12 protein-coding genes are annotated in these 12,414 nt (G+C 74.1%); 6 read left to right on the top strand and 6 right to left on the bottom strand.

The genetic code is table 11. The annotated features are described in order from the left end of the window. The first annotated feature begins 181 nt into the window (after positions 1–181). Positions 182–1,414 carry a CapA family protein gene (locus ACFY7E_RS12400; RefSeq protein ID WP_389483703.1) on the top strand — a complete coding sequence of 411 codons (1,233 nt, stop codon included), beginning with the start codon at positions 182–184 and terminating at the stop codon, positions 1,412–1,414. A gap of 41 nt (positions 1,415–1,455) precedes the next feature. On the opposite strand, the gene ACFY7E_RS12405 is transcribed toward ACFY7E_RS12400, so the two are convergent. Beyond that, positions 1,456–1,917, bottom strand: a complete 462-nt coding sequence (locus tag ACFY7E_RS12405) for a universal stress protein (protein ID WP_389483706.1) — start codon at positions 1,915–1,917, stop codon at positions 1,456–1,458. A 105-nt stretch (positions 1,918–2,022) separates the two neighbouring features. On the opposite strand from ACFY7E_RS12405, the gene ACFY7E_RS12410 reads away from it, so the two are divergent. Then, positions 2,023–2,913, top strand: coding sequence for a polysaccharide deacetylase family protein (locus ACFY7E_RS12410; protein ID WP_389483708.1), 891 nt, complete (start codon positions 2,023–2,025; stop codon positions 2,911–2,913). Positions 2,914–2,979: 66 nt separating this feature from the next. Here ACFY7E_RS12410 and ACFY7E_RS12415 read toward each other — a convergent pair whose 3' ends face one another. Further along, the gene (locus tag ACFY7E_RS12415) at positions 2,980–3,642 is read right to left on the bottom strand and encodes a class F sortase (protein WP_389483710.1); all 663 of its coding nucleotides are present in this window, start codon (positions 3,640–3,642) and stop codon (positions 2,980–2,982) included. A 390-nt stretch (positions 3,643–4,032) separates the two neighbouring features. On the opposite strand from ACFY7E_RS12415, the gene ACFY7E_RS12420 reads away from it, so the two are divergent. Continuing rightward, positions 4,033–4,635, top strand: a complete 603-nt coding sequence (locus ACFY7E_RS12420) for a hypothetical protein (RefSeq protein WP_389483712.1) — start codon at positions 4,033–4,035, stop codon at positions 4,633–4,635. 104 nt (positions 4,636–4,739) lie between these two features. Here ACFY7E_RS12420 and ACFY7E_RS12425 read toward each other — a convergent pair whose 3' ends face one another. The 3 genes from ACFY7E_RS12425 to ACFY7E_RS12435 form a co-directional block, all read right to left on the bottom strand. Further along, on the bottom strand, positions 4,740–5,306 hold the full coding sequence (locus ACFY7E_RS12425; protein WP_389483714.1) for a hypothetical protein: 567 nt from the start codon (positions 5,304–5,306) through the stop codon (positions 4,740–4,742). 166 nt (positions 5,307–5,472) lie between these two features. After that, the gene (locus tag ACFY7E_RS12430; protein WP_389483716.1) at positions 5,473–6,237 is read right to left on the bottom strand and encodes a hypothetical protein; all 765 of its coding nucleotides are present in this window, start codon (positions 6,235–6,237) and stop codon (positions 5,473–5,475) included. Between the two features lie 91 nt (positions 6,238–6,328). Beyond that, entirely contained in the window at positions 6,329–7,087 is a 759-nt protein-coding gene (locus ACFY7E_RS12435) for a hypothetical protein (RefSeq protein WP_389483718.1), read from the bottom strand. A gap of 530 nt (positions 7,088–7,617) precedes the next feature. Between ACFY7E_RS12435 and ACFY7E_RS12440 the strand changes: the two genes are divergently transcribed. Both ACFY7E_RS12440 and ACFY7E_RS12445 read left to right on the top strand, forming a co-directional pair. Continuing rightward, positions 7,618–8,430, top strand: a complete 813-nt coding sequence (locus tag ACFY7E_RS12440) for an SAM-dependent methyltransferase (RefSeq protein ID WP_389483720.1) — start codon at positions 7,618–7,620, stop codon at positions 8,428–8,430. Next, a complete protein-coding gene (locus tag ACFY7E_RS12445) occupies positions 8,427–10,592 on the top strand; it encodes a putative bifunctional diguanylate cyclase/phosphodiesterase (protein ID WP_389483722.1) in 2,166 nt (721 codons plus the stop codon). The genes ACFY7E_RS12440 and ACFY7E_RS12445 overlap by 4 nt, the downstream gene beginning before the upstream one ends. 94 nt (positions 10,593–10,686) lie before the next feature. On the opposite strand, the gene ACFY7E_RS12450 is transcribed toward ACFY7E_RS12445, so the two are convergent. Continuing rightward, positions 10,687–11,592, bottom strand: a complete 906-nt coding sequence (locus ACFY7E_RS12450) for a LysR family transcriptional regulator (RefSeq protein ID WP_389483724.1) — start codon at positions 11,590–11,592, stop codon at positions 10,687–10,689. Between the two features lie 96 nt (positions 11,593–11,688). Between ACFY7E_RS12450 and ACFY7E_RS12455 the strand changes: the two genes are divergently transcribed. Beyond that, positions 11,689–12,414: a succinate dehydrogenase gene (locus tag ACFY7E_RS12455; protein ID WP_389483726.1), complete on the top strand. Its 726-nt coding sequence runs from the start codon at positions 11,689–11,691 to the stop codon at positions 12,412–12,414.

A 12,414-nucleotide genomic window follows, 5' to 3' on the forward strand; every position in this document is an offset into this window, starting at 1 on the left:
GGTCTGCGACGAACGGTCGCACCGAGCGGCGAATGGTACGGCGAACGGTCGCGCGGAGCCGTTGCGTCCGTTTCAGCGGGGTTCATGGCGTCGTGCGGCCTCGACCCTTGACTGCGGCTTCCCCGCGAGATCTGTTCGTCGGAACAGATGCTCGTCATACGATCCGGGTGGAGTGCCGCACATGACCTCACGCACCAGACCCGCGGGGACGGCGGTGCTCGCCGCCGTCCTGCTCGCGACGGCGACCGGCTGCACCGGCGAGGGCGGCGGGAGCGGCGGAAGCGGTCCGGTCGCGAGCACCGCCGCCTCGGGGACCGGCGTCCCGGGCACCGCCGGACGCCCCACCGCCCCCTCCGCCGCCGCCGGCGCGGCCTCCGCGCCCGCCGGGTTCACCCTCGTGGCCTCCGGGGACGTCCTCCCGCACGACTCCGTCATCCGCAGGGCGGCCGAGGACTCCGCCGGCGACGGCCACGACTTCCGCCCCATGCTCTCCGGCGTGAAGTCCGTCGTCTCCGGCGCCGACCTGGCCATCTGCCACATGGAGACCGTGTACGGGAGGAAGGGCGGGCCCTACACCGGCTACCCCGCCTTCAAGTCGCCGCCCGAGGTCGCCGCCGCGCTGAGGGCGACCGGGTACGACTCCTGCTCCACCGCCTCCAACCACACCCTCGACGACGGGGCCGCCGGCCTCGCCCGGACCCTCGACGTCCTCGACGCGGCGGGCGTCCGCCACGCCGGATCGGCCCGTACGGCCGAGGAGGCGGCCCGGCCCGCCCTGATGAAGGCGGGCGGCGCCACCGTCGCCCAGCTCGCCTACACCTACGACACCAACGGCCACCCCCTCCCGGAGGGACGGCCCTGGGCGGTCGGTCTGCTCGACGAGCGGCGGGTGATCGCCGACGCGCGCGCGGCCCGCGCCGCCGGCGCCGACGTGGTCGTGGTCAGCGTCCACTGGGGCACCGAGTGGCAGACCGAGCCGGACGAGCGGCAGCTCTCCCTCGGCCGGGCCCTGACCGCCTCGCGGACCGGCACCCGCCCGGACATCGACCTGATCATCGGCACCCACGCCCACGTCCCGCAGGCCTACGAGAAGGTCAACGGCACCTGGGTGATCTACGGGATGGGCGACCAGATCGCCGGCGACATGGTCGACCACCGGGGCGCCTTCGACCCGCGCGGCAACCAGGGCAGCATCGGCCGCTTCACCTTCGCCCCGCCCCGGACCCCCGGCGGACGCTGGGAGGTCACCCGGGCCGAGTTCGTCCCCCAGTGGTTCGACACCGGACGCGGCCGGGTGGTCAACCTCGGCGCCGACGCCGCCGGGGACCCGCGCCGGGCCGGGATCCGCGACACGATCCGGCGGGTGGTGCTCAGCCGGGGCGCCGGCGAGGACGGCCTCGTGATGGGCCGGTAGGGCCTGTCCGGCGGATCAGGCACCGGGGGGAGGGGCGCCGGTCAGGGGACCACGGTGACCGGCCAGCGGCCCGCCTTCACCAGGCGGACGGCCACCGAGCCGACGAACCGGTGGCCCGCCGACTCCGAGGCGCCCACCACCACGGCGTCCGCCGTCAGTTCCTCCGCCGCCCGCACCAGACCCGTATAGGCGTCGCCCCGGAAGGTGCGGAACTCCCACCGCACCCGCCACAGGTCCTTCACCCTCTCCGCCGACGCGCGGATCTCCTCGGCCAGGGTCTCGGCGATCTCCTCCGTCACGCCCGCCACCGGCGCGCCGAGCGCGGCGCCCGCCGGGAGCAGCGGCTGCACGTACACGAGCGCCAGCAGGGCGTTCTGCCGCCGGGCCAGCCCCGCCGCGTACGCCGCGGCGCGCAGGGAGGAGGCGGACCCGTCCACCCCGGCCATGATCACTTTCGGGCCGTCGGTGCCGCGTTCGAACCGGTGGGCCTGCTGTTCGGTCACCTTTCGAGGTTATCCGCTCAACGGGTGCTTTCGGACGGGCGGCCGGTGTCGCTGAGCTGCGCGGACCCTCATCCGTACGAACCATTGGTCATGAAAAAGGATCAGATGCCCAGCGGGCGTCGAGCGGTGCTGCGCCTCGCCGCCGCGCTCGGCGCCACCGCCACCGTCGGAGTCCTCGCCGCGGACCGGCTCGCCGCGCCCGACCGGGCCGCCGGCGCCGCTTCCGCACCCCGGCGCACCCCGGGAGCCGGGGCCGGCCCGGGGACCGGAGCCGAGCCGGGAGCCGCGGGCCCGGCCGCCGGTCCGGGGGCGAAGGCCGCCCGGCCGAACCCGAACGCGTACCGCCTCCGGCCGATGACCGCCTACGCGCCCCCGGCGTACCGGCGCGCGCTGCCGCCCGTGCGGCAGCGGCCCTTCCTCAGCGTGGCCGGGGCCGGCCGCTCGATGGTGCTGACCTTCGACGACGGGCCCGACCCCCGCTACACCCCCGGCATCCTCGACGCCCTGCGCCGCCACGACTGCCGGGCGATGTTCTTCGTCTGCGGCGAGATGGCCGTCGAGAACCAGGACCTGCTGCGGCGGATGGCCGCCGAGGGGCACGTCGTCGGCAACCACTCCTGGTCCCACCCCCTGATCCCCAAGCTGCGGCCCTCCCGCATCCGCGACGAACTGGGCTCCACCAGCGAGGTCGTCGAACGGGTCCTCGGCACGGCTCCGCTCTGGTACCGCGCGCCCTACGGGGCCTGGAACCGGCACTCCTTCGAGATCGGCGCCGAACTCGGCATGGAGCCGCTGGCCTGGACCGTCGACACCCTGGACTGGACGGAGCCCGGCGCCGACTCCATCGTCCGCCGCGTCCTCGACGGCGCGGCCCCCGGCGTCGTCGTCCTCAACCACGACGCGGGCGGCGACCGTTCCCAGAGCGTGACCGCGCTCCGCCGGTACCTGCCCGAACTCCTCGACGCCGGTTACCGCGTCACCGTTCCCCGGCGCTGACTCCCCGGGCGTGACGGAGGGGCCCCGGCGCCACGGCCGCCGGGGCCCCTCCGCGTCTCCGGGGGATCAGCGGGAGCCGACCATCCGGGCGTAGACGACGACGTTCCCGTCGTAGCCCCGCGCGCGCGTGTACCCGCCGCCGCAGGTGATGACGCGCAGCTCCGGCTGACCCGTGTCGGCGTAGACCCGCACGCCGGGGAAGTCGTCCTTCGCGTACACCTCGACGCCGTAGATCTCGAAGACCGCGACCCGGCCGTCGTACCGCTCGACCTCGATGTGCTGGCCCCTCTCCAGGGAGCCCAGGCCGTAGAAGACCGCCGGCCCCTGCGTGTTGTCGACGTGGCCGACGACGACCGAAGTGCCCCGCTGGCCGGGGGAGATGCCGTTCTGGTACCAGCCGGCGAGATTGGCGTCCTGGGGCGGGGGCGCCGCCACCCAGCCGTCCGCGTCCAGGCCCACGTCCATGATCGGGGCCGCGACCCGGATCGCCGGGATCTTGATCCGGGAGGCCGGGGCGAAGGGCAGCGGCTCCAGCCCCGCGGCCGCGGAGGGGACCACCGGGGCGGTCGGGGGCGCCACCGGACGGGCGGCCGCGGCGGGCTGCGGCGGCCCGGAGACGGCGTCCACCCCGTTGCGCATCATCGCGAGCCCGGACAGCATGGCGAGGGCCAGGACACCCCAGGGTTGGAGTCTCCTGCGCTCGGAGACGCGGAAGTCCTTCGGGGGCATGGTTCTCCCTTCGTGGCGTCGTCAGAACGGTAAGGGCGGTCCGGCGGCCCGTCGCGCCGGGCGGTCCGAACGGGTGGGCGCCGCCCCCGGACGGGCGCCGGGAGGATCCCCGGGAAACGGCGGGCGGACCGCCGGGCGGGTGAGGGGCGACCGACAGGCGGGTGACACCGGGCTGACCCATCCGAGTAATCGTCAGATAAGCACCTCGGAAGGCTCTGACCTGCGCGTACGGCACGCCCGGCGCCCTTCGCCCCGGCGTGTCGCCTCACCGGAGTGGACCAGTGCCGACATGCGTGGTCCGTCCCGAATGGTGATGGTTCGTCATGGAGGGCGTACTCGTCGAAACTCCCGGAGCACCGCTTTGGGGCGTCTTCCACTGGAGGTTCAACCATGCGTGCTGCACGCACTCTGGCGGTGACCGCCACCGCGATCGCGGCGGTCGGGCTCGCGGCCCCCCTCGCCGCCGCCACCCACGGTCCGGGCACCGTCCTCAGCGGCGGTAACAGCGGCGGTAACAGCGGCGGTAACAGCGGGGGGAACGGGGGTGGGAACGGCGGCGGGAACGGCGGCGGGAACGGCGGCGGGAACGGCGGTCCGACCGACGTCACCGTCAACCCCTACGACGTCCACCCCGGTTCGACGCTCACGATCACCGCGCGGGGCTGCAACCGCGGCGGCACGGTCACGTCCAACGCCTTCCCGCAGACCACCCTCTCGGGCAACAACAACGGCGTCTCCACCGCCGTCGCCCGCGTCTACAACCACGCCACCCCGGGCAACTACAACCTGGCCGTCCGCTGCAACGGCGGCAACTCCGTGGCCACGCAGTCGTTCCGGGTCCTCCCGGGCCGCGGCGCCGAGGGCGGCCTCGGCGGCTCGCTGGCCCCCAGCTCCACCGAGATGGCCGTCGGCGGCAGCCTCGTCGCCGCGGCCGCGCTCGGCGGCGGTCTCTTCATCGCCCGCCGTCGCCGTGTGACCGGCGCGGGGATCTGACCGGCCGAACCTCCCGGCCGGCCCGCCGTGCCCGTCGCCCCCGGGTCCTGACCAGGACCCGGGGGCGACGGGCGTTCTCGGACGCCCGCGCGGTCCGCCGCACCTCAGTGGCGCCGGGACTCGGCGGCGCGGCGGCGCACCACGTAGAAGACGCCGCCCGCGGCGGCCAGGACGAGCGCCCCTCCCGCGGCCAGCTCGACGGGGCCGACCCCGTCGTCCACCGAGCCGCCGAGACCGCCCTGCACACCCCGCGGGGTGGTGAGGATCGTGGAGCGGATCGTCGGGGTGGCGGTGGCCGTGGCACCGCCGGCGATCGTGAGGTCGACGGTGTCCTGGACGCCGCCCGTGCAGTTGAACGCGACCGTGTAGACGCTGCCGGGCCGCACGTCCAGGTCCACGGTGGCGGTCGCCGTCGCGCCCGGGGCGATGACGGCGGTGTCGAAGACGCCGGCCGCGGCCGTCGCGGTGCTGGCGCAGCCGGGGGCGCTCAGCGTCACCCGGCCGCCGGGGGAGACGACCGAGGGCGAAACGACGAAATCGCCCGGGGCCTTGGCACCCCGCGCCTGCGGCCGGGGTGCCGGGGCACCTTCCGTAGCGACGGCGAAGGGGGCGGCCAGGGCGAAGGCGGCCACCCCCGACAGGGCGGTGGATGCGGCACGTATCGCGCGCATGGTGAATCCTCCGGGTCCCGAGGGGCAGCCGCGGAAGGGGGTTCCCGCGAAGGGCCTGCGTGCACCTCGATGCCCGAAACGCTAGGAGCGCTTCGCCCCGGCCGCGATCCCAGAGGTGCGAACGGGTCACGCGGGTCCCCCGCACGGCCCACCCGGGTGGCGCTCCTCACCGGGAGAGCCCCGGGAACAGGTCGGTGAACGGCGTGGCGTTGGCCGACATGCCCCGGCCGAACGGCGCGTCGAAGTCCCAGATCAGGAACAGCAGGAAGGCGATGAGCACGCTGAAGAGGCCGGCGAGCAGCAGCTCCCGCCCGGTCCTGCGGATCTGGAGCGTGAAGATCAGGCCGACCGTCACCAGGGCGCCGACGATCAGACCGAACCACACCACCCCGGGCATGGTCTCGCCCGCGTTCTGCCCGCGCGCGTTCCGGGCGTCGTCGGCGGCGGCCACCTGGTCCACCAGCGGCTGGTACGCCTGCCCCTCGAAGTCGTTCGCCGGCCGGTGGTCGGTGACGCTCCGCCGCACCTTCTCCAGGAGCGCGGTGCCCTCGTCGCTCAGCTCCCCGGTCTCGGACATGTGCTCCCACTCGTCGTCGAGCACGTAGGAGACGTACGCGTCGACGTCGGCGCGGATGCGGGCGCGGACCTCCTGCGGGTACACCTCGGCGCGCGCCGAGATCTCGTGCAGCGCCTGGGCCTCCTGCCGCACGGTCTCCTGGGCGGCCCCCCGCGCCTCCCAGACGCCGGCGATGGCCAGGCCGAGGACGATGGCGTAGATCACGCCGATCATCATCGTCATGTACTCGATGACGTCCGGCGTCTCGCTCGGGTCGTCGTCCTCGGGAATCCGGCGGTGGTTGATGACCACGATGGTGAGCACGACGGCGCAGGCCGCCGCCATCGCGAGGGAGAGGACGAGCCATTCGGACACGGATTCCTCCGGTGGGATCAGTGGGATCGGTGGGATCGGTGGGATCGGTCGTGACGGGGTGGACCGACTGAAGGTGTGGAGCCGGTCGGGGTCAGCGGGAGCGGGAGCGCAGGATCGCGGTCGCGAGGACCGCCGGGGCGATGATCACCAGCGTCGTGGTCAGCACGGACGTGCGGCTCTTCGGCTGCGGCCGGGTGGCCGGACGGTAGTGGGGGAGCGCGACGGGAGCGGGCGGCGCGGGCCGCGCGGAGGGCGGGGGCGGGGGAGCGGCGGCGGACGTCGGCCCGGGCTCCGGCTCGGGTTCCGGTGCCCCGGTGACGGGCGGCGCGGGACGCGGCACCGGCGGGGTGGCGCGCGGCGGCTTCGGTACGGGCGGGACCGGCGTCCGTACGGGAGGCGGGGGCGGCGTCGTGCGGACGGGGGGAGGAGGCGGCACGGGAGCCGGCGGCGGCTTCGGCAGGGGCGGAGGCGGCGGCTCCGGGGTGGGCCGGGGCGGCGCGGACGTGGTGGGCGGCGGCGTGGGGGTGGGAGTGGGGGTGGGCCGGGGCGTCGGTGACGGGCACTCGGGCGGCGGCGTGGGTGTCGGAGGGGGCGTCGGCGGGGGCGTCGGGCTTGGTTCGTGCGGGTGCGGGTGCGGGTGCGGGTGCGGGTGCGGGTGCGGGTGCGGGTGCGGCGGATGGTGGTGGTGGCACCCGTCCGACCCGGCGGACGCCACCGCGGTGTGCGTACCGCCGGGACCGGTCACGGCGTGGGCGCAGGCGTCGGCGGAGACGGGCGCGGGGGCGGCGACCAGCCACACCAGTGCCAGGGCCGCCAGTGGCCGCGCGAGGAGTGATCCGTACAGAGACACGCCGTCGAGCTTGTTCGCGAGTGGCGCGCGCCGGGGCGGAAACACGGCGGATTCGCCGGATGGAGGGGTTCTCCGGAGGCGTGGACTTGACGTTCTATCGGACAGTAGGCGGATTCGGTGCAATGCCCGGGTATCGCCGCGCACTCCGATTCCCGACGGGAACCGTTCCGGCCGTCGTCAGAAGATCTGTCCGGTTGTCGCCCTGTCGAACAGCGCGGCCGACGGGGCATCCTGCACCGGCGGCAGGGTCCCGATCGCGGCAACACCCCAGCAGGGAAAGGGGCTCGGGGCTCCGGCCGGGCGCGCGCGGAGCCGTGGACGGAACCGACGCACGATCACCTGCACGTGAATATGCACGGTCCGAAGGCGTGAACTCGGCGTTCCGCACGCACGTGCCAATGGCGTGTGACCAAGAACGGACCGCGAATTTCCGTTTCCACTCGCCCTCTCGGCGGGCGATCAGTAGCCTCACCTCGAACACCGGCCGCGAACACATGGCCGTATCCCACGGCGACTTGTTGGAGACATTGATGGAGCGTCCCGCCTGGGCTCCGCCGGGTATCGACATTTCGGTGCCGAGCGTGTCCCGAATGTACGACTTCTACCTGGGCGGCTCGCACAACTTCGAAGTCGACCGGGAAGCGGCCCGCAAGGCCATGGAGTTCATGCCCGGCCTGCCCAAGATCATGCAGGCGAACCGGGCGTTCATGCGGCGCGCCGTCCGCCACGCCGTTGACAACGACGTCACCCAGTTCCTGGACATCGGCTCCGGCATACCCACCTTCGGCAACGTGCACGAGATCGCCCGCGCCGCCGACCCGGCCGCGCGGGTCGTCTACGTCGACCACGACCCGGTCGCCGTCGCCCACAGCCGCGCCGTCCTGGAGGGCGTCGAGGACACCGCCGTCGTCTCCGCCGACCTGCGCAAGCCGGCCGACATCCTGCACAGCCCCGAGGTGACCCGACTCCTCGACACGGAACGGCCGGTGGCCCTCCTCCTCGTCGCCGTGCTCCACTTCCTGGAGGACCACGACCGCCCGTACGAGGCCGTCGCCGAGCTGATCGACGCCCTCGCGCCCGGCAGCCTCATGATCCTCACCCACGCGTCGTACGAGGGCATCCCGTCGATGGAGGAGCGGGCCGGCGGCACCGTCGGGGTCTACCGGAACATCCGCAACCCCCTGGTGATGCGGTCGGGCGCCGAGATCACCCGATTCTTCGAGGGCACCGAGCTGCTCGAGCCCGGTCTCGTCCCGCTGCCCCTCTGGCGTCCGGAGAGCCCGGTCGAGGAGGAGGACCCCCACACCTTCTCCGGCCTCGCCGGGGTGGGGCGCAAGGCGTGAAGGTCCCGTCCCAGCCGGCCGGTTCCGGCGCCGAGGCCGACGGCCCGGAGGACAGACTCAGGCGGTTCGTCACCATCTGGAGCCGCGCGATCTTCCCGGTGACCGCCACGTCGCTCACCCGGGCCGAGTTCGAGGGGCACCTGCTGCCGCCGGCCCGCACCCTGTACGACGCCCTGCACGCCCGGCCCTTCGACACGGCCCCGGCCCAGCGCGCCGGCGCGGCCCTGATCACCGCCCACTGCACCGACCCGGACGCGCTCGGCCGCAGCCTCGGCGTCGTCGACTCGTACCTGGTGCTCTACTGCGGTACGGAGTCGGACCTGCCCGCCGAGGAACTCCGGGCCCGCTGCGCCCGGCTCCAGCACGCCATGGCCGTCGGCTACGCCCAGGCCCTGCGCGAGCGGACCCTCGCCGAGCAGGAGGCCATCGCCCGCTCCGCGCTCGCCGCCCGCACCGCCGCCGAGATCGCCCTGCACGCCACCGAGAGCCGCTTCCGCGCGGTCTTCGACGGAGCGGCCATCGGCATCGGCATCGCCGACCTCGACGGCAACCTCCTGGAGGTCAACGAGACCCTCACCCGCATGTTCGGCGGGATGGAGGGCCTGCTGCGCGGCCGCAAGGTCAGCGAGTGGGTCCACCCGGAGGACGGCCCGCACGTCTGGAGGCTGTACGAGGAGCTGGTCCGCGGCGAGCGGGAGCACTACCGGGTCGAGAAGCCGTACTACCGGGGCGACGGAACGGTTCTGTGGACCAACCTCACCGTCTCGCTCCTCCGGGACGCCGACGGGCGCCCCCAGTACCAGCTGGCCCTCCTGGAGGACACCACCGAGCGGCGCCTGCTCCACCTGCGCCTGCGCTACGAGGCCACCCACGACGCCCTCACCGGACTGCCCAACCGGACCCTGTTCTTCGAGCGCCTGGAGAAGGCGCTCGCCCCCGGCGACAACGCCCGCTTCGGCCTCTGCTACCTCGACCTCGACGGCTTCAAGGTCATCAACGACAGCCTCGGCCACTCCACCGGCGACCGGCTCCTGGTCGAGGTCGCGGACCGGCTGCAGAGCTGTGTCACCGGGGCCAACGAGATGGTGGCCCGGCTCGGCGGGGACGAGTTCGTCGCCCTCACCACCGGCTCCGGCGGCGAGCGGGACGTCACCGACCTCGCCGACCGCATCCTCGCCGCCCTCGCCACCCCGCTCCGCATCGACGGCCGCGAACTGACCGTGCGCGGCAGCCTCGGCGTCGTCGAGGGGCCGGCGGGGGAGCGGACCCCGGCCGAGGTGCTGCGGAGCGCCGACATCACCATGTACCGGGCCAAGTCGGCGGGCGGCAACCGCTTCGAGCTCGCCGACCCCGAGGCCGACGCCCGCGCCATCACCCGCCACGGGCTCACCACGGCCCTGCCGGCCGCCCTGGACCGCGGCGAGTTCTTCATCGAGTACCAGCCGCTCGTCCACCTCGGCGACGGCAGCGTGCACGGCGCGGAGGCGCTCGTCCGCTGGTGCCACCCGCAGCACGGGGTGCTCGGCCCCGACCGCTTCATCCCGCTCGCCGAGGACACCGGCCTGATCGTGCCGCTCGGCCGCTGGGTGCTCCAGGAGGCCGTGCGCCAGGCCCGCTTCTGGCAGACCCGGCACGCCGACGGCGGCCCGCTCCGCATCAACGTCAACCTCTCCCCGACGCAGCTCCACCACCCGCGCCTGGTCGCCGACACCGTCGACGTCCTGGAGCGGTCCGGGCTCGAACCGGGCGCGCTCTGCCTGGAGGTGACCGAGTCGGCCCTGATCGGCGCCGACGAGGGCCTCCTGAAGCCGCTGCGGCAGCTCGCCGAGATGGGCGTCGACATCGCGCTCGACGACTTCGGCACCGGCTACTCGAACCTGGCCAACCTGCGGCGGCTCCCGGTGAGCGTCCTCAAGCTGGACCGCTCCTTCACCCGGGGCATGCAGCAGCACCCGGTGGACCCGGTCGACCTGAAGATCGTCGAGGGGATCGTCTCGCTCGCCCACAGCCTGGAGCTCGCGGTCACCGTCGAGGGCGTGGAGACGGGCGCGCAGGCGCGCCGGCTCCGGGACCTCGGCTGCGACACGGCGCAGGGCTGGTACTACGCCCGCCCCGGCGCCCCGGACCGCATCCACTCGCTGCTCCTGGCGGACGCGGTGTGACGAGGACGGTGTGATGGAGGCGGTGCGACGGGGCGGCGTGACGAGGGCGGTGTGACGGGGACGGTGCTGACGGAGGCGGCGTGACGGCCCCCGTTCAGACGGACGTGCCTCCCGCCCGTGCCTTCCGGGAGGCCAGCAGGACCCGCTGGAGCTCCCGTGCGGCCCTCGGCGGCGCCACGTCGCTGCGGTGGGCCAGCGCGATGGTGCGGCGGAGCCCCGGCCGGGCGAGGGCCGTCACCCGCAGGTCGCGGCCGGCCCGCGCGGCGACCATCGCCGGGACCACCGCGAGGCCGAGCCCGGCCCGTACGAAACCGAGCACCGCGTCCAGCTCCCCGCCCTCGACGGTGAACGCGGGCTCGAACCCCTCCGCCCGGCAGGCCGCCACCGTCAGCTCCCGCAGGTCGTAGCCGTGCCGGAACATCACGAGCGGCTGGTCGCGCAGGTCCGTGATCCGGACCGGGCGCCGGGGCGCCGGCTCCGAGGCGGCGGAGACCACCACCAGGTCCTCCCGGAGCAGCTCGACCGTGGTCAGGGCGGGTGAGGGGGTCGGCAGCGGCAGCACCACGAGGGCCAGGTCGAGCGCCCCGCGCGCCAGCTCCCGCACGAGGTCGTGCGAGCCGCTCTCCTGGATCAGGAGCTCGATCCCCGGGTGCAGGTCGTGGAAGGCCCGCAGCACGTCCGGCAGGAGTCCCGTGCACAGGCTCGGGGTCGCGCCGAGCCGCACCCGGCCCCGCTTGAGCTGGGCCAGCTCCTGCACCTCCAGCCGGGCCGTCTCCGTGTCGGCGAGGATCCGGCGGGCCAGCGGCAGCAGGGCCTCCCCGGCGTCGGTGAGCGTGATGTTCCCCCGGGCCCGGCTGAACAGCTCCGCGCCCAGCTCCTGCTCCAGGGCCTTGATCTGCTGGGAGAGCGAGGGCTGCGAGACGTGGACGCGCTCGGCGGCCCGGGTGAAGTGGCGGGTCTCGGCCACGGCCACGAAGTAGAGGAGCTGCTGGAACTGCATGGTCACAGCCTAGGCGAAGAAGATAGGAAGGGCCTATCGAGATCAGCCGAACCATGTCTTGGACCTCTCGGGCCCTTCGGCCCTAGCCTCGACGGCATGGCTCTGGCACCCACGGGGAACAGGACGGCGGACCGCCCGCCGTCCCCCGCACCGTCACGCGGATTCCTCTCCTCGACGCTCGGCAAGAAGACGGTCATGGCCGTCAGCGGACTGATCATGCTCGGCTACCTCGTCGCCCACGTGATCGGCAACCTCAAGGTCTTCTTCGGCCCCGAGGAGTTCAACGGGTACGCGCACTGGCTGCGCGTCCTGGGCGCCCCGCTCCTGCACCACGAGTGGGCCCTCTGGATCGTCCGGGTCGTGCTCCTGGCCGCCGTCGTCGCCCACGCCGTCTCCGCGTACCAGCTCAGCCGGCGCGACATCAAGGCGCGCCCCGTCGGTTACGCGCACCGCCGCAGGCGGGCCTCGTACGCCACCCGCACCATGCGCTGGGGCGGGATCATCCTCGCCCTGTTCATCGTCTGGCACGTCCTCGACCTGACCACCGGCACCGTCCACACCGGCGGCTTCGAGGAGGGCAGGCCCTACCAGAACGTCGTCGACACCTTCTCCACCTGGTACGGCAACGTCGTCTACATCGTCGCCATGCTCGCCGTCGGCCTCCACGTCCGCCACGGCTTCTGGAGCGCCGCCCAGACCCTGGGCGTCGGCACCGCCCGCCGCGAGCGCCTCCTCCGGGGCCTCGCCAACGGCCTCGCGCTCGCCCTGACCGCGGGCTTCGTCTCCGTCCCCGTCGCCGTCATGACCGGAGTGGTGAGCTGA

Source organism: Streptomyces sp. NPDC012825, assembly GCF_042900925.1.
Classification (GTDB): domain Bacteria; phylum Actinomycetota; class Actinomycetes; order Streptomycetales; family Streptomycetaceae; genus Streptomyces.

Coding starts and splice junctions, on each gene's coding strand:
- ACFY7E_RS12415 (WP_389483710.1), bottom strand. CDS start 3,642: ATGCCCCCGAAGGACTTCCGCGTCTCCGAGCGCAGGAGACTCCAACCC.
- ACFY7E_RS12420 (WP_389483712.1), top strand. CDS start 4,033: ATGCGTGCTGCACGCACTCTGGCGGTGACCGCCACCGCGATCGCGGCG.
- ACFY7E_RS12410 (WP_389483708.1), top strand. CDS start 2,023: ATGCCCAGCGGGCGTCGAGCGGTGCTGCGCCTCGCCGCCGCGCTCGGC.
- ACFY7E_RS12400 (WP_389483703.1), top strand. CDS start 182: ATGACCTCACGCACCAGACCCGCGGGGACGGCGGTGCTCGCCGCCGTC.
- ACFY7E_RS12425 (WP_389483714.1), bottom strand. CDS start 5,306: ATGCGCGCGATACGTGCCGCATCCACCGCCCTGTCGGGGGTGGCCGCC.
- ACFY7E_RS12440 (WP_389483720.1), top strand. CDS start 7,618: ATGGAGCGTCCCGCCTGGGCTCCGCCGGGTATCGACATTTCGGTGCCG.
- ACFY7E_RS12450 (WP_389483724.1), bottom strand. CDS start 11,592: ATGCAGTTCCAGCAGCTCCTCTACTTCGTGGCCGTGGCCGAGACCCGC.
- ACFY7E_RS12455 (WP_389483726.1), top strand. CDS start 11,689: ATGGCTCTGGCACCCACGGGGAACAGGACGGCGGACCGCCCGCCGTCC.